The sequence below is a fragment of the Streptomyces sp. NPDC015032 genome, from assembly GCF_043080425.1.
Classification (GTDB): Bacteria; Actinomycetota; Actinomycetes; order Streptomycetales; family Streptomycetaceae; genus Streptomyces.
The window spans coordinates 128,839-143,424 of the sequence record NZ_JBIBVN010000004.1; the positions used below are offsets into that span (position 1 = coordinate 128,839).

General features: G+C 66.7%; 24 protein-coding genes and 2 pseudogenes. 3 read left to right on the forward strand and 23 right to left on the reverse strand.

Features of this window, described 5'->3' with window-relative positions; translation table 11 throughout:
• Positions 1 to 136: 136 nt before the first annotated feature.
• The 23 genes from ACF08M_RS09040 to rpsJ all read right to left on the reverse strand — a co-directional run bounded on the left by ACF08M_RS09040 (position 137) and on the right by rpsJ (position 12,044).
• The gene (locus ACF08M_RS09040; protein WP_392184585.1) at positions 137 to 793 is read right to left on the reverse strand and encodes an adenylate kinase; all 657 of its coding nucleotides are present in this window, start codon (positions 791 to 793) and stop codon (positions 137 to 139) included.
• Entirely contained in the window at positions 793 to 2,112 is a 1,320-nt protein-coding gene (secY, locus tag ACF08M_RS09045; protein ID WP_388583425.1) for a preprotein translocase subunit SecY, read from the reverse strand. Before secY ends, ACF08M_RS09040 begins: the two co-directional genes overlap by 1 nt.
• A gap of 215 nt (positions 2,113 to 2,327) precedes the next feature.
• Positions 2,328 to 2,783: a 50S ribosomal protein L15 gene (gene rplO, locus ACF08M_RS09050; protein ID WP_018550610.1), complete on the reverse strand. Its 456-nt coding sequence runs from the start codon at positions 2,781 to 2,783 to the stop codon at positions 2,328 to 2,330.
• Position 2,784: 1 nt separating this feature from the next.
• A complete protein-coding gene (rpmD, locus tag ACF08M_RS09055; protein WP_030914154.1) occupies positions 2,785 to 2,967 on the reverse strand; it encodes a 50S ribosomal protein L30 in 183 nt (60 codons plus the stop codon).
• Positions 2,967 to 3,572, reverse strand: a complete 606-nt coding sequence (rpsE, locus tag ACF08M_RS09060; RefSeq protein ID WP_072485533.1) for a 30S ribosomal protein S5 — start codon at positions 3,570 to 3,572, stop codon at positions 2,967 to 2,969. The genes rpmD and rpsE overlap by 1 nt, the downstream gene beginning before the upstream one ends.
• Positions 3,573 to 3,619: 47 nt before the next feature.
• Complete coding sequence (rplR, locus tag ACF08M_RS09065; protein ID WP_093540756.1) at positions 3,620 to 4,003, reverse strand: 50S ribosomal protein L18; 384 nt, start codon at positions 4,001 to 4,003, stop codon at positions 3,620 to 3,622.
• Between the two features lie 2 nt (positions 4,004 to 4,005).
• Positions 4,006 to 4,545 (reverse strand): 50S ribosomal protein L6, encoded by a 540-nt coding sequence (rplF, locus tag ACF08M_RS09070; RefSeq protein ID WP_266747962.1) that lies wholly within the window; start codon positions 4,543 to 4,545, stop codon positions 4,006 to 4,008.
• Between the two features lie 21 nt (positions 4,546 to 4,566).
• A complete protein-coding gene (gene rpsH, locus ACF08M_RS09075) occupies positions 4,567 to 4,965 on the reverse strand; it encodes a 30S ribosomal protein S8 (RefSeq protein WP_037688013.1) in 399 nt (132 codons plus the stop codon).
• Positions 4,966 to 5,189: 224 nt separating this feature from the next.
• Positions 5,190 to 5,375: a type Z 30S ribosomal protein S14 gene (locus ACF08M_RS09080; RefSeq protein WP_003948630.1), complete on the reverse strand. Its 186-nt coding sequence runs from the start codon at positions 5,373 to 5,375 to the stop codon at positions 5,190 to 5,192.
• Positions 5,376 to 5,377: 2 nt separating this feature from the next.
• Positions 5,378 to 5,935, reverse strand: coding sequence for a 50S ribosomal protein L5 (gene rplE / locus ACF08M_RS09085; RefSeq protein ID WP_392184586.1), 558 nt, complete (start codon positions 5,933 to 5,935; stop codon positions 5,378 to 5,380).
• The gene (rplX, locus tag ACF08M_RS09090; RefSeq protein WP_003966949.1) at positions 5,935 to 6,258 is read right to left on the reverse strand and encodes a 50S ribosomal protein L24; all 324 of its coding nucleotides are present in this window, start codon (positions 6,256 to 6,258) and stop codon (positions 5,935 to 5,937) included. The genes rplE and rplX overlap by 1 nt, the downstream gene beginning before the upstream one ends.
• Positions 6,259 to 6,260: 2 nt before the next feature.
• Complete coding sequence (gene rplN / locus ACF08M_RS09095) at positions 6,261 to 6,629, reverse strand: 50S ribosomal protein L14 (RefSeq protein WP_003966950.1); 369 nt, start codon at positions 6,627 to 6,629, stop codon at positions 6,261 to 6,263.
• Positions 6,630 to 6,738: 109 nt separating this feature from the next.
• Positions 6,739 to 7,047 (reverse strand): 30S ribosomal protein S17, encoded by a 309-nt coding sequence (gene rpsQ, locus ACF08M_RS09100; RefSeq protein WP_361441421.1) that lies wholly within the window; start codon positions 7,045 to 7,047, stop codon positions 6,739 to 6,741.
• Positions 7,047 to 7,271: a 50S ribosomal protein L29 gene (gene rpmC, locus ACF08M_RS09105; protein WP_014047786.1), complete on the reverse strand. Its 225-nt coding sequence runs from the start codon at positions 7,269 to 7,271 to the stop codon at positions 7,047 to 7,049. Before rpmC ends, rpsQ begins: the two co-directional genes overlap by 1 nt.
• Complete coding sequence (rplP, locus tag ACF08M_RS09110; protein ID WP_072485538.1) at positions 7,271 to 7,690, reverse strand: 50S ribosomal protein L16; 420 nt, start codon at positions 7,688 to 7,690, stop codon at positions 7,271 to 7,273. The genes rpmC and rplP overlap by 1 nt, the downstream gene beginning before the upstream one ends.
• Before the next feature lie 5 nt (positions 7,691 to 7,695).
• Entirely contained in the window at positions 7,696 to 8,538 is an 843-nt protein-coding gene (gene rpsC, locus ACF08M_RS09115; protein WP_093540760.1) for a 30S ribosomal protein S3, read from the reverse strand.
• A complete protein-coding gene (rplV, locus tag ACF08M_RS09120; RefSeq protein WP_004571827.1) occupies positions 8,538 to 8,885 on the reverse strand; it encodes a 50S ribosomal protein L22 in 348 nt (115 codons plus the stop codon). Before rplV ends, rpsC begins: the two co-directional genes overlap by 1 nt.
• A 43-nt stretch (positions 8,886 to 8,928) precedes the next feature.
• Positions 8,929 to 9,210, reverse strand: coding sequence for a 30S ribosomal protein S19 (gene rpsS, locus ACF08M_RS09125; protein ID WP_003966956.1), 282 nt, complete (start codon positions 9,208 to 9,210; stop codon positions 8,929 to 8,931).
• A 12-nt stretch (positions 9,211 to 9,222) separates the two neighbouring features.
• A complete protein-coding gene (gene rplB, locus ACF08M_RS09130) occupies positions 9,223 to 10,059 on the reverse strand; it encodes a 50S ribosomal protein L2 (RefSeq protein WP_392184587.1) in 837 nt (278 codons plus the stop codon).
• Positions 10,060 to 10,099: 40 nt separating this feature from the next.
• Positions 10,100 to 10,423: a 50S ribosomal protein L23 gene (rplW, locus tag ACF08M_RS09135; RefSeq protein WP_093897250.1), complete on the reverse strand. Its 324-nt coding sequence runs from the start codon at positions 10,421 to 10,423 to the stop codon at positions 10,100 to 10,102.
• Complete coding sequence (rplD, locus tag ACF08M_RS09140; RefSeq protein ID WP_093897249.1) at positions 10,423 to 11,073, reverse strand: 50S ribosomal protein L4; 651 nt, start codon at positions 11,071 to 11,073, stop codon at positions 10,423 to 10,425. Before rplD ends, rplW begins: the two co-directional genes overlap by 1 nt.
• Positions 11,074 to 11,077: 4 nt before the next feature.
• Positions 11,078 to 11,722 (reverse strand): 50S ribosomal protein L3, encoded by a 645-nt coding sequence (gene rplC, locus ACF08M_RS09145; RefSeq protein WP_093897290.1) that lies wholly within the window; start codon positions 11,720 to 11,722, stop codon positions 11,078 to 11,080.
• Positions 11,723 to 11,735: 13 nt separating this feature from the next.
• On the reverse strand, positions 11,736 to 12,044 hold the full coding sequence (gene rpsJ, locus ACF08M_RS09150) for a 30S ribosomal protein S10 (protein WP_003948644.1): 309 nt from the start codon (positions 12,042 to 12,044) through the stop codon (positions 11,736 to 11,738).
• A gap of 490 nt (positions 12,045 to 12,534) precedes the next feature.
• Between rpsJ and ACF08M_RS09155 the strand changes: the two are divergent.
• From ACF08M_RS09155 to ACF08M_RS09165, 3 genes and pseudogenes are all read left to right on the forward strand, one after another.
• Positions 12,535 to 13,606, forward strand: a pseudogene (locus ACF08M_RS09155) (AAA family ATPase); the annotation flags it as partial.
• Positions 13,569 to 13,910: pseudogene (locus tag ACF08M_RS09160) on the forward strand (DUF504 domain-containing protein); the annotation flags it as partial. The pseudogenes ACF08M_RS09155 and ACF08M_RS09160, both read left to right, overlap by 38 nt.
• A 148-nt stretch (positions 13,911 to 14,058) precedes the next feature.
• The gene (locus tag ACF08M_RS09165) at positions 14,059 to 14,586 is read left to right on the forward strand and encodes a hypothetical protein (RefSeq protein WP_392184588.1); all 528 of its coding nucleotides are present in this window, start codon (positions 14,059 to 14,061) and stop codon (positions 14,584 to 14,586) included.

The following is a 14,586-nucleotide window of genomic DNA, read 5'->3' on the forward strand; positions in this document are numbered from 1 at the left end:
ACCTGGGGGGGGGGCCATCTCGCGGTGGGACTGCAGCGACGGGTGGCTGCGGCTTACAAAACGATCCGGCGCATGCTGTCGGCCGCGCCCCCCTGGGCCGCCGCGCCCGACTGCAGGAGTACTGCGGGAGTTGCGCTCAGCCCTTGTCGGACTTGAGGGCTTCCATCGCCCGCTCGGTCACGTCGGTGACCTTGCCGAGCGCCGAGATGGTGACCACCAGGTTCTGGGCCCGGTAGTAGTCGATGATCGGCTCGGTCTGCGTGTGGTAGACCTCCAGCCGGGTACGAACCGTGTCCTCGGTGTCGTCGTCGCGCTGGAACAGCTCGCCGCCGCAGGTGTCGCAGACACCCTCGGTCTTCGGCGGGTTGTACGCCACATGGAAGACGTGCGACCCGTCGTTCCGGCAGATCCGGCGGCCCGCGATGCGCTTGACCACCTCGTCCTCGGGGACCTCCAGGTCCAGGACGGCGTCCAGCTTGGTGCCCTCGTCCTTGAGCATGGCGTCAAGGGCCTCGGCCTGTCCCACATTGCGGGGGAAGCCGTCCAGCAGGAAGCCGTTCTCGGCGTCGGGCTGGGACATGCGGTCCTTGGCCATCCCGATGGTGACCTCGTCCGGTACCAACTGCCCCGCGTCCATGTAGGCGCGGGCCTGCCTGCCAAGGTCGGTGCCCTGGCTGATGTTGGCGCGGAAGAGATCGCCCGTGGAGATCTGCGGAATCGACAGGTTCTTGGCAAGGTACGCAGCCTGCGTTCCCTTGCCGGCACCGGGCGGCCCGACGAGGACGATTCGCATCAGCGGAGGAACCCTTCGTAATTGCGCTGCTGGAGCTGACTCTCGATCTGCTTCACGGTCTCCAGCCCCACACCCACGATGATCAGGATGCTCGTCCCGCCGAACGGGAAGTTGGCGTTCGCACCACCGAAGCCGGCCAACGCCATCGTCGGCACAAGAGCGATCAGACCCAAGTACAGCGAGCCCGGCCAAGTGATCCTGTTGAGCACGTAGCTCAGGTACTCGGCAGTAGGTCGACCAGCCCGGATACCCGGGATGAACCCACCATACTTCTTCATGTTGTCCGCGACTTCCTCGGGGTTGAACGAAATCGCCACATAGAAGAAGGCGAAGAAGACGATCAACAGGAAGTACGCGGTGATGTAGTACGGGTGGTCGCCCTTGACGAAGTTGTCCTTGATCCAGGTCGCCCAGCCCGCGGTGGAATTGGAGAACTGGACGATCAGGGCCGGGATGTAGAGCAGCGAAGAAGCGAAGATGACGGGGATCACACCCGCCTGATTCACCTTCAGCGGAATGTACGTCGAGGTGCCGCCGTACGACCTGCGGCCGATCATGCGCTTCGCGTACTGCACCGGGATACGGCGCTGGGCCTGCTCGACGAAGACGACGAGGCCCACCATCACGAAGCCGATCAGGATGACGGTGCCGAACTCGATCCAGCCGTCGGCCAGCTTGCCGCTGGTCTTGATGGCCCACAGGGCGCCGGGGAAGCTGGCGGCGATCGAGATGAACATCAGGATCGACATGCCGTTGCCGATGCCGCGGTCGGTGATGAGCTCACCGAGCCACATGACGGCGGCGGTACCCGCGGTCATGGTGATCACCATGACGATCGTGGTGAAGATCGACTGGTTCGGCACGATCTGGTCGGCGACCGGGCAGCCGCTGAACAGTGCGCCACTGGTGGCGGTGGCCACCAGGCCGGTGCCCTGGAGGATGGCGAGTGCGACGGTCAGATAACGCGTGTACTGCGTGATCTTGGCCTGGCCGGACTGCCCCTCCTTCTTGAGCGCCTCGAGTCGGGGAATGACCACGGTCAGCAGCTGAAGAATGATGCTGGCCGTGATGTACGGCATGATGCCGAGCGCGAAGATCGTGATCTGCAGCAGTGCACCACCGCTGAACATGTTCACCAGGCCGAAGAGGCTGTTGTTGCCCTTGCTGGCCTGATCAACACACATCTGGACGTTCTCGTAGCTCACTCCCGGTACGGGGATGTGTGCCCCGAGCCGGTAGATCACGATGATGCCGAGCGTGAAGAGCAGCTTCTTGCGCAGGTCGGGCGTCTTGAACGCCCGGGCGAACGCGGTGAGCACGGTGCCTCCTGCGACCCCCGCGCAATGCGTAGAGGTGACGGTCTTGAGGATCGACGAATACGTAACGGTCAAAGATCCCCGGGCGGGAGCCCAGGGGGTTACCACACAACAACGCACGCCACCTTACCGGCGACCATGCCCCCCTAGGAACGACCAACCGGGGATGCCCCAAATGAGAGGCATCCCCGGTCGGATGTTCAGGCCATCGAGTTGTCTCAGACGAGCTCGGTGACGGTGCCGCCGGCGGCGGCAATCTTCTCCTTGGCGGAGCCGGAGACGGCGTCAACCGAAACCTGCAGCGCCACGGAGATCTCGCCCTGTCCGAGGACCTTGACGAGGTGGTTGTTGCGCACCGCACCCTTGGCGACCAGGTCGGCCACGGTGACCTCTCCACCCTCGGGGTAGAGCGTCGCGAGCTTGTCCAGGTTCACGACCTGGTACTCGGTGCGGAACGGGTTCTTGAAGCCCTTGAGCTTCGGGAGGCGCATGTGGAGGGGCATCTGGCCACCCTCGAAGCGCTCCGGAACCTGGTAGCGGGCCTTGGTGCCCTTGGTGCCACGACCGGCGGTCTTACCCTTGGACGCCTCACCACGACCCACACGGGTCTTGGCGGTCTTGGCGCCCGGGGCGGGCCGGAGGTCATGGGCCTTCAGCGGCTTGTTCTCCGCCATGTCAGTCGACCTCCTCAACCGTCACGAGGTGGCGGACGGTGTGAGCCATGCCGCGGAACTCGGGACGGTCCTCCTTGACAACCACGTCGTTCAGGCGCTTGAGCCCGAGCGAACGCAGGGTGTCGCGGTGGTTCTGCTTGCTGCCGATGTACGACTTCGTCTGCGTGATCTTGAGGCGAGCCATTACGCACCCGCTCCCGCACGCGCACGCAGCAGGGCCGCGGGGGCGACGTCCTCGAGCGGCAGACCGCGGCGGGCCGCGATCTCCTCGGGACGCTGCAGGCCCTTGAGGGCCTCCACGGTCGCGTGCACGATGTTGATCGCGTTGTCGGAGCCGAGCGACTTCGACAGGATGTCGTGAACGCCGGCGCACTCCAGAACGGCGCGCACCGGGCCACCGGCGATCACACCGGTACCGGGGGAAGCAGGCTTCAGCAGGACGACGCCCGCAGCCTTCTCGCCCTGGATCGGGTGAGGAATGGTGCCCTGGATACGCGGAACCTTGAAGAAGTTCTTCTTGGCTTCTTCCACGCCCTTGGCGATGGCCGCGGGAACTTCCTTGGCCTTGCCGTAGCCGACACCGACGGTGCCGTCACCATCGCCCACCACGACCAGCGCGGTGAAGCTGAAGCGACGACCACCCTTCACAACCTTGGCGACGCGGTTGATCGCGACGACGCGCTCAACGTACGCGGTCTTCTCGGCGGCAGCTGCGCCGCCGTCACGGCCCTTCCGGTCCCGCCGCTCGCCGCCACCGGCACCGCTTCCGCGGCGCTGGGGTCCAGCCATTGGATTTACCTCTCTCTGTTACGTCCGCTGTGCGTAGGAACCGGGGCTTAGAACTTCAGCCCGGCTTCACGGGCGGCGTCAGCCAGAGCGGCAATCCGCCCGGCGTACTGGTTACCACCGCGGTCAAACACGACGGCCTCGACGCCTGCGGCCTTGGCGCGCTCAGCGACCAGGGCGCCGACCTGCTTGGCCTGGGTGCTCTTGTCGCCCTCGCCACCACGGATGGAGACGTCCAGGGTCGACGCCGACGCGAGCGTGTGGCCCGCGATGTCGTCGATGACCTGAGCGACCATGTGGCGGTTGGACCGCGTCACGACCAAGCGCGGACGCTCCGGCGAACCGGAGATGTGCTTGCGGACACGGATGTGGCGACGCTTGAGGGCGGCACGCTTGTAGGCGTCGCCCTTGGCGATCTTCACGCCGTATGCCATGGCTACTTACCAGCCTTTCCGACCTTGCGGCGGATGACCTCGCCGGCGTACTTGACGCCCTTGGCCTTGTACGGGTCAGGCTTCCGCAGCTTGCGGATCTTGGCCGCGGTCTCGCCGACCTTCTGCTTGTCGATGCCCTCGACCGAGAACTTCGTGGGGGACTCCACCTTGAAGGTGATGCCCTCCGGTGCCTCGATCAGGATCGGGTGGCTGTAGCCCAGGGCGAACTCCAGGTTGGAGCCCTTCGCCTGGACGCGGTAACCGACACCGCTGATCTCGAGCGCCTTGGTGTATCCCTGGGTCACACCGGTGATCATGTTCGCCACCAGCGTGCGGGACAGGCCGTGAAGGGCCTTGTTCTGACGCTCGTCGTTCGGGCGGGTGACGCTGAGGAAGCCGTCCTCGCCCTTGGTGACCTCGATCGGCGACGCGACGGTGTGCGTGAGGGTGCCCTTGGGGCCCTTCACCGCGACCGTGCGGCCATCGATGGTGACGTCCACACCGGCGGGAACCTGGATGGGGAGCTTGCCGATTCGCGACATGAGCTATTCCTCCGTTCCCGACTACCAGACGTAGGCGAGGACTTCCCCACCTACGCCCTTCTTGCTGGCCTGCTGGCCGGTCAGGAGACCGTGGGACGTGGAGATGATCGCCACGCCCAGGCCGCCGAGGACCTTCGGCAGGTTGGTGGACTTTGCGTACACACGCAGACCCGGCTTCGAGATGCGCTTGATGCCGGCGATCGAACGCTCGCGGTTCGGGCCGAACTTCAGCTCCAGGACGAGGTTCTTGCCGACCTCGGCGTCCTCGACCTTCCAGCCGGTGATGAAGCCCTCCTGCTGGAGGATCTCCGCGATGTGCGACTTGATCTTGCTGTGCGGCATCACGACGGAGTCGTGGTACGCCGAGTTCGCGTTGCGCAGACGCGTGAGCATGTCTGCGATGGGATCAGTCATGGTCATGAATTGGCCTTCGGCCTCTCTCGCCGGGGTTTCCTGTATGCGCCATCCCTCTCCCCACTCAGTGGCGGGACGGGTGCGGTGCGGGGACCTACGGCGTAGTAAGTCGGTCTTGGGCGGCAGGCGCCCAACCCCACAAGCCTACGGCATGTGAGGGCGGGCTCCTGCCGACCAGATGCTTACCGAGAGCTTCCGTCAATTCCCAACGCCCGGAGGGCGAAGGAGAATTACCAGGAGCTCTTGGTCACGCCCGGCAGCTCGCCGCGGTGAGCCATCTCACGAAGGCACACGCGGCACAGGCCGAACTTGCGGTAGACGGAGTGGGGCCGGCCGCAGCGCTGGCAGCGGGTGTACCCGCGAACGCCGAACTTCGGCTTACGGGCGGCCTTAGCGATCAGAGCCTTCTTCGCCACGGTCAGTTCTCCTTGAACGGGAAGCCGAGGTGACGAAGGAGGGCACGACCCTCGTCGTCATTGGTCGCCGTGGTGACCACGGTGATGTCCATGCCCCGGACCCGGTCGATCTTGTCCTGGTCGATCTCGTGGAACATGACCTGCTCCGTGAGACCGAAGGTGTAGTTGCCACGGCCGTCGAACTGCTTCGGCGACAGACCACGGAAGTCACGGATACGCGGCAGCGCGAGCGACAGCGTACGGTCCAGGAACTCCCACATCCGGTCACCGCGCAGGGTGACGTGGCAGCCGATCGGCTGGCCCTCGCGCAGCTTGAACTGCGCGATGGACTTGCGGGCCTTGGTGACGGCCGGCTTCTGGCCGGTGATCGTGGTGAGGTCGCGCACGGCGCCGTCGATCAGCTTGGAGTCGCGGGCGGCGTCGCCCACACCCATGTTGACCACGATCTTGATCAGGCCGGGGATCTGCATGACGTTCTCGTAGGAGAACTCCTCACGCAGCTTGCCGGCGATTTCCTCGCGGTACTTCGTCTTCAGACGCGGAGTGGTGGTGGTAGCCATCAGATGTCCTCACCCGTCCGCTTGGCAACGCGGATCTTGTTGCCTTCGTCGTCGAAGCGGTAACCGACGCGCGTGACGACCTTGTTGCCGTCCTTCTCCACGACGAGCTGAACGTTGCTCACGTGGATGGGGGCCTCGGTCGTGACGATGCCACCGGTCTGCGAACCGCGAGCGGTCTGGCCGGCCTTGGTGTGCTTCTTGACCCGGTTGACACCCTCGACGAGGACGCGGTCCTGAGCGGGGTAGGCCACGATGACCTTGCCCTGCTTGCCCTTGTCCTTACCGGTGATGACCTGTACCAGGTCGCCCTTCTTGATCTTCATGCTTACAGCACCTCCGGCGCGAGCGAGATGATCTTCATGAACTTCTTCTCGCGCAGTTCCCGGCCCACCGGGCCGAAGATGCGGGTGCCGCGGGGGTCACCGTCGTTCTTCAGAATGACGGCGGCGTTCTCGTCGAAGCGGATGTACGAGCCATCCTGACGGCGACGCTCCTTGACGGTGCGAACGATGACGGCCTTGACGACGTCACCCTTCTTCACGTTGCCACCGGGGATCGCGTCCTTGACGGTGGCGACGATGACGTCACCGATGCCCGCGTAGCGGCGACCCGAACCACCGAGAACACGGATGGTGAGGATTTCCTTCGCACCCGTGTTGTCGGCGACGCGAAGTCGCGACTCCTGCTGGATCACGTCTATCTCCTGATCGTCTGCCGGTTCCCGGCGGGGAGTTCCGTGAGTGCTTCACGAAACTCCCCGCCGAGCCTGGCGGAACCTGCCCGAGGGGAATGCCCCTCAGGAATTACTTGGCCTTCTCGAGGATCTCGACGACGCGCCACCGCTTCGTGGCGGACAGCGGCCGGGTCTCCATCAGGAGGACGCGGTCGCCGACGCCTGCGGCGTTCTGCTCGTCGTGCGCCTTGAGCTTGTTCGTACGGCGGATGACCTTGCCGTACAGCGCGTGCTTGACACGGTCCTCGACAGCGACGACGACGGTCTTGTCCATCTTGTCGCTGACGACCAGACCCTCACGGGTCTTGCGGAAACCGCGGTCGCCCGCGACAGCGTCGCTCTTGCTTGCAGTCGTCTCAGTCACAGTCTTCTCGCTCATCAGACGCTCTCCACCGTCTCGATGCCCAGCTCGCGCTCGCGCATCAGGGTGTAGATCCGGGCGATGTCCTTACGGACGGACTTGAGCCGGCCGTGGTTCTCGAGCTGTCCCGTCGCCGCCTGGAAGCGGAGGTTGAACAGCTCTTCCTTGGCCTCGCGGAGCTTGTTGAGCAGCTCCTCGTTGCCCAGCTCGCGCAGCTCGGACGCCTTGGTTCCGGCCGACATCACGCCTCACCTGCCTCGCGCCGAACGATGCGGCACTTCATCGGAAGCTTGTGAGCTGCGCGGGTGAGCGCCTCACGAGCAATCTTCTCGTTCGGGTAGGACAGCTCGAACATCACCCGACCCGGCTTGACGTTCGCGATCCACCACTCGGGAGAACCCTTACCGGAACCCATGCGGGTCTCGGCCGGCTTCTTCGTCAGGGGACGGTCCGGGTAGATGTTGATCCAGACCTTGCCGCCACGCTTGATGTGACGGGTCATCGCGATACGAGCTGCCTCGATCTGACGGTTCGTCACGTACGCCGGGGTCAGCGCCTGGATGCCGTACTCGCCGAACGCAACCTGCGTGCCACCCTTGGACATACCGCTGCGCTTCGGGTGGTGCTGCTTGCGGTGCTTGACCCTACGGGGGATCAGCATTTCGGTCAGGCCTCCGTTCCGGTGCTCTCGGCAGCCGGAGCGGCAGCGGCGGGAGCCTCGGCCTTGGGGGCCTCGGCAGCCGGAGCCGACTGCTGCTGCGGCTTGCGACCGCGACCGCCACGCTCGCCACCACGGCCACCGCGGCCGGCCGGGCGGTCAGCGCCGCCACGGGCCGGGCGGTTGCCGGCGCGGGCAGCGGCGTTCTCGGCGCGGACCTCGGCGATGTTCTTGACGTCGCCCTTGTAGATCCAGACCTTCACGCCGATGCGGCCGAAGGTCGTCTTGGCCTCGAAGAAGCCGTAGTCGACGTTCGCGCGGAGCGTGTGCAGGGGCACACGGCCCTCGCGGTAGAACTCCGAGCGGGACATCTCGGCGCCGCCGAGGCGGCCACCGCACTGGATCTTGATGCCCTTGGCGCCGGCCTTCATCGAGCTCTGCATGCTCTTGCGCATGGCACGACGGAAGGAGACGCGGGAGGAGAGCTGCTCGGCGACGGCCTGGGCCACCAGCTGAGCGTCCACCTCGGGGTTCTTGACCTCGAGGATGTTCAGCTGGACCTGCTTGCCGGTCAGCTTCTCCAGCTCGCCACGGATGCGGTCGGCCTCGGCGCCGCGGCGGCCGATGACGATGCCCGGGCGGGCGGTGTGGATGTCAACGCGGACGCGGTCGCGGGTGCGCTCGATCTCGACCTTCGAGATGCCGGCCCGCTCCATGCCCTTCGTCATCATGCGACGAATGGCGACGTCTTCCTTGACGTAGTCCTTGTACAGCTTGTCGGCGTACCAGCGGGACTTGAAGTCCGTGGTGATGCCGAGCCGGAACCCGTGCGGGTTTACCTTCTGGCCCATTACCGGGTTCCTTCCTTGCTGCTGACGACCACGGTGATGTGGCTGGTCCGCTTACGGATCCGGTAGGCACGGCCCTGAGCACGCGGACGGAACCGCTTCAGGGTCGGGCCCTCGTCCACGTACGCCTCGCTGATGACCAGCGAAGAGGCGTCGGTGTGGTCGTAGTTGTGTGCGGCGTTGGCGATGGCGCTGTCCAGCACCTTGCCAACCGGCACGCTCGCGGCCTGCGGGGCGAAACGCAGGACCGCCTGAGCCTCCGTGGCATCCATGCCACGGATGAGGTCCACCACGCGGCGGGCCTTCATGGGCGTGACGCGGATGTACCGCGCCTGGGCCCTGGCTTCCATGGTTGTCCCTTCGGTGTAAGTCATAGTCGTTTCCACCCCGCGGTTAGCGGCGCTTCGACTTCCGGTCGTCCTTGACGTGGCCGCGGAAGGTGCGAGTCGGCGAGAACTCGCCGAGCTTGTGGCCGACCATCGACTCGGTGACGAACACCGGGACGTGGATCTTGCCGTTGTGCACCGCGATGGTGTGACCCAGCATGGCCGGGACGATCATCGAGCGACGGGACCAGGTCTTGATGACGTTCTTGGTGCCTGCCTCGTTCTGTACGTCCACCTTCTTGATGAGGTGGCCGTCGACGAAGGGCCCCTTCTTGAGACTGCGCGGCATCTAAACCCGCTCCTAGCGCTTCTTGTTCGTCTTGCGGCGGCGGACGATGTACTTGTTCGATGCCTTCTTCGGCGAACGAGTACGACCCTCCTTCTGACCCCACGGCGAGACCGGGTGGCGACCACCGGAGGTCTTGCCCTCACCACCACCGTGCGGGTGGTCAACCGGGTTCATCGCGACACCACGGACGGTCGGGCGGACGCCCTTCCAGCGCATGCGGCCGGCCTTGCCCCAGTTGATGTTCGACTGCTCGGCGTTGCCGACCTCACCGATCGTGGCGCGGCAGCGGGCGTCGACCAGGCGGATCTCACCCGACGGCATACGAAGGTGGGCCATGGTGCCCTCCTTCGCCAGCAGCTGCACGGAGGCACCCGCGGAACGGGCGAACTTCGCGCCGCCGCCGGGCCGCAGCTCGATGGCGTGGAGGGTCGTACCGACCGGGATGTTGCGCAGCGCCAGGTTGTTGCCGGGCTTGATGTCGGCGGCCGGGCCGTTCTCGACACGGTCACCCTGCGACAGGCCACGCGGCGCGATGATGTAGCGCTTCTCGCCGTCCGCGTAGTGCAGGAGCGCGATGCGCGCGGTGCGGTTCGGGTCGTACTCGATGTGCGCGACCTTGGCCGGCACGCCGTCCTTGTCGTGACGACGGAAGTCGATCACGCGGTAGGCGCGCTTGTGGCCACCGCCCTGGTGGCGAACGGTCACACGACCGGCGTTGTTACGGCCGCCCTTGCTGTGCAGGGGGCGGACCAGCGACTTCTCCGGCGTGGACCGCGTGATCTCGACAAAGTCGGCGACGCTGGAGCCACGACGGCCCGGGGTCGTCGGCTTGTACTTGCGGATACCCATTTCTCAGTCCTCGTCCGATTCCGGACGATCCAGACCGCCCTTAGGCGGTCGGACCGCCGAAGATGTCGATACGGTCGCCCTCGGCGAGGGTCACGATGGCGCGCTTCGTGTCGGCGCGCTTGCCGAAACCGGTCTTGGTGCGCTTGCGCTTACCCTGCCGGTTGATCGTGTTGACCCCGGTGACCTTGACCGAGAAGACCGCTTCCACGGCCTGCTTGATCTGGGTCTTGTTGGAGCCGGGCGCGACGATGAACGTGTACTTGTTCTCGTCGAGCAGCGCGTAGCTCTTCTCGGACACAACCGGCTTGACGAGAACGTCGCGCGGGTCCGAGTACGTCTTGCTGGTAACGGTCGCCTCGCTCATCAGGCGTCGCTCCCTTCGGTCTCAGCGGTCTGGGGGCCAGACACGAAGGACTCGAAGGCGGCCTGGGTGAAGACCACGTCGTCAGAGACGATCACGTCGTACGTGTTCAGCTGGCCCGGCTCCAGGATGTGCACCTGGGGCAGGTTGCGGGCGGACAGCCACGCGGCCTCGTCGGCACGGTCGACGACCAGGAGCAGGTTCTTGCGCTCCGAGATCTTGCCGAACAGCGTCTTCGCGGCCTTCGTGGAGACTGCACCGTCGACCACGCCGGTGACGACGTGGATACGGGAGTGGCGTGCCCGGTCGGAGAGGGCACCGCGCAGGGCGGCGGCCTTCATCTTCTTCGGGGTCCGCTGCGAGTAGTCACGCGGCTGCGGGCCGTGGACGACGCCACCGCCGGCGAACTGCGGCGCACGGGTCGAACCCTGGCGCGCGCGGCCGGTGCCCTTCTGGCGGTACGGCTTGCGGCCACCACCACGGACTTCGCCGCGGGTCTTGGTCTTGTGCGTGCCCTGGCGGGCAGCAGCCAGCTGAGCGACAACGACCTGGTGGATCAGCGGAACGCTGGTCTTCGCGTCGAAGATCTCCGAGGGGAGCTCGACGGTACCGGCCTTGTCGCCTGCCGGCGAAAGGATGTCAATGGTGCTCATTACCTCAAGCCCCCTTGGCCGCGGTACGGACCAGGACGAGGCCGCCGTTCGGACCGGGGACTGCGCCCTTGATGAGGAGCAGACCCTTCTCCGCGTCAACCGCGTGGATGGTCAGGTTCTGGGTGGTGACACGCTCGTTGCCCATGCGACCCGCCATGCGCATGCCCTTGAAGACACGGCCGGGGGTGGCACAGCCACCGATGGATCCGGGCATGCGGTGCACACGGTGGGCACCGTGGGACGCCTTGCCACCCTTGAAGTTGTGACGCTTCATCACACCGGCGAAGCCCTTGCCCTTGCTCTTGCCCGTGACGTCAACCTTGACGCCGGACTCGAACACCTCGGCAGTAACCTCCTGGCCCAACGTGTACTCGCTGGCGTCAGGGGTGCGGAGCTCCACCAGGTGGCGGCGCGGGGTCACGTCGGCCTTGGCGAAGTGGCCCTTGAGGGGCTTGTTCACCTTGCGCGGGTCGATCTCGCCGAAGGCGATCTGGACCGCCTCGTAGCCGTCGCTGTCATTGGTGCGGACCTGGGTGACGACGCAGGGCCCGGCCTTGACGACGGTCACCGGGACGACCCGGTTGTTCTCGTCCCAGACCTGGGTCATGCCGAGCTTCTCGCCCAGGACGCCCTTAATGTTCTTAGCCATCTCGCGCGTCACCTCAGAGCTTGATCTCGATGTCGACGCCCGCCGGCAGGTCGAGACGCATCAGCGAGTCAACCGTCTTCGGCGTGGGGTCGAGGATGTCGATGAGGCGCTTGTGCGTGCGCATCTCGAAGTGCTCGCGCGAGTCCTTGTACTTGTGCGGCGACTTGATGACGCAGTACACGTTCTTCTCAGTGGGCAGCGGCACCGGGCCCGCGACCGACGCACCAGTGCGGGTCACCGTCTCGACGATCTTCTTCGCCGAGGAGTCGATGACCTCGTGGTCGTAGGCCTTGAGCCGGATGCGGATCTTCTGTCCCGCCATGGCTACTAGTAGTCCTGTCTCTCGTAACGCTCTGGAACCCGGGGGTTCTCAGGACTCCGTCTCCGACCCACGCGGTCGGGCGTGTCGCATCCCCTCTACGCAGATCTCCCGAAGGATTTCCCAACCAAGGGGGTGCGGGCCCGAGGACCGCGAGACCGGGGGCGGAACACCCACCGGGTGCCTGGCCGGTGCCCCACTGACGCTTCCCGGAAGATTCCCGTACGTCCGACCCGCATGGGGTCGACGAGTACTGTGGGACTCGCTTCCGGTCCTCCCGGCGGGAGGCGCGCAGCATTGACACTCAACCGAGCAACCTGAGCAGTGTGCCACACGGGGTGTGAGCCTGGCCAATCGGGCCGAGAATCTTACCCCGCGTGACCGCTCGGTCAAACGCGGGCGCGCAGCGGGAGCAGTGCCGGGCACCGCTCATCGTAATTCGGTCGAGCGCCGTACGACCCCGCCCCTACAGTGACCGGCCGGGCACGCCGTCGTCGTACGGCCCGCCGACGGCTTCGACGCACCGGACTTCGGGCGCCAGGTGGCGAAGTGGGTGCGGCCCGGCCACGTACGGACCAGTACGCACTGGATGCACGCCTCCGTCGTGGAGAACGGGCTCGGCCCGGCCGCCGCCCTGTGGGCCGTACGGTCGGGGGCACCGGTCGACGCGGCGGCACTGGCCGCCGCGACGGGTGCGGCACCGGGGGACGCCAGGGCTGCCGTGGCGATAGGCGATTCCCTCGACGCGTCGGGCCGGACCAGCGACGACCGGCTGACCGGCGTACTGGCCGCGCTGCTGCACCGCGGACGGCGTACGGAGCTGATGCCCGCGCTGGCGGGGACGCTGGGGATGCCACTGGCCCGGCGCATCGCGGATCTCGTCGGCCTGCACCCCGCACTGCTCCGCCCGTACCCGGACGAGGAGCGCCGGACCGGCCTGGTCCGGATGTCGTTCGCCGCCGATCTGCCGCTGCTGCACGCCCTGGCCGCCGCGGTGGCCGACACCGACGGGGCGCGCGAGCAGGTGGCGTGGTCGGCGCTGCACGCGGAGGACGTACGGGAACCGGACGGGCTGCGCGAGGCATTCGCCGATCTGGAGCCCGCGGCCGCCGACCGCTGCCGGGCGCAGGCCCGTGAGGCGTACGCGCTGGGCCGGGTCACCACCGCCGAGGAGGCCGTCGCCGCGACCTGGCGCTGGCGGACCGGGCACTTCCCTCGCCTCGTCCACCTGATCGGCCCGTCCGGCAGCGGCAAGAGCACCTTCGCCCGCGCCCTGCCCGGCACCGACACGTACCTCTCGCTCGACGACCTGCGCCAGGCCAGGGGCTCGCGCGCCGACCAGAAGGCCAACGGAGAGGTGCTGCGCGGAGGGGCTTGACCGGCTGGACGCGGCTCTAGCTGCGGGCTCCACGGTCGTCTGGGACGCCACCTCGCTCAACGTGCACCAGCGCTCCCTGGTGCACGCGGTCGCCCGGCGCAGGGACGCCCTGCTCACCCATGCCGTGGCCCTGGTCGACGAGGCGGAGAATGCGTACCAGCGAGGAGATCTACCACCGGGTCCGCTGGGACTCCCGGTTCGACCCGGCGCGCTTCGTGCTGGGCGTCGCGCAGCGCGGGACCGTGCCCAAGCGGGTGCCGCTGCCCCGGTTCACGCCCGGCGGGGACATTCCCTGGCACCGGGTGCTGTTCTTCGAGGCGGACGGCGAGGTGGTATGAGACCGGTCCTCGGGCGTGGACCGGATCGACGCGACGGATGCGGGGCGGGTACGCACCCGGCGCAGGCTGCCGTCCCCGTACTTCACCTCTCGTACGCCGCACGCGTTCTCCGGACCGGCCGGGGCCTGGACGCAGGTGCCCGAGGACGCGTCGGCGCCAATGCAGTTGCTTTACGCGCCCGCCCAGTTCACAGGGCTCCTCTGCGCTTCGGCTTCGCCGCCGCAGGCGCTCGTCGCCATAACCCGCAGCTGCCAGGCCCCGGGATACACTGCTCCGCCCCACCCGACCGGAGGTCATTTCAGTGTTCCCCGCACGGGTACTTGCCGGTGCCCCGTTGGCTCTGGTGGTTCTCGCCCTGTCCGGCTGCTCTTCACTCTGGCACTGCACCGACACGACGGCGGAGCGCAGTGAGGCCGGTGCCAGGGTGCAGGTCGAGGACACATCTGGGCAGCCTCTCGGTGTAACCGCCGAGGTCGTTGACTGGCGCCTTGAGCCCCACCCGCAAGTGCGCTCCGAAGGTGACCGGGTCCACTTCCACTACCGCTTCGACGGCGCCGACGAGAGATCCGGCCCTGCAGTGGATGCCTGCGCGGTCGACAATGAGCGCATGGCGTTGGGGTGTCAGACGGTTTATTCGTCCCAGGCGTTCGGGCCGGATGGTGCCCTCACGGGCGACGACTGGCTGGCCGTCGAGCACCCTGAGCAGGTTGCCGGAGTGCTATTGATTCCCAATGACCAGTCCTACGACGGACGAACCTGCGAGACGGACATCAAGGACGGTGGCGGGCCGCATCCTCCAGAACGAGCCAGCACGGGGGACCAGCTGTAA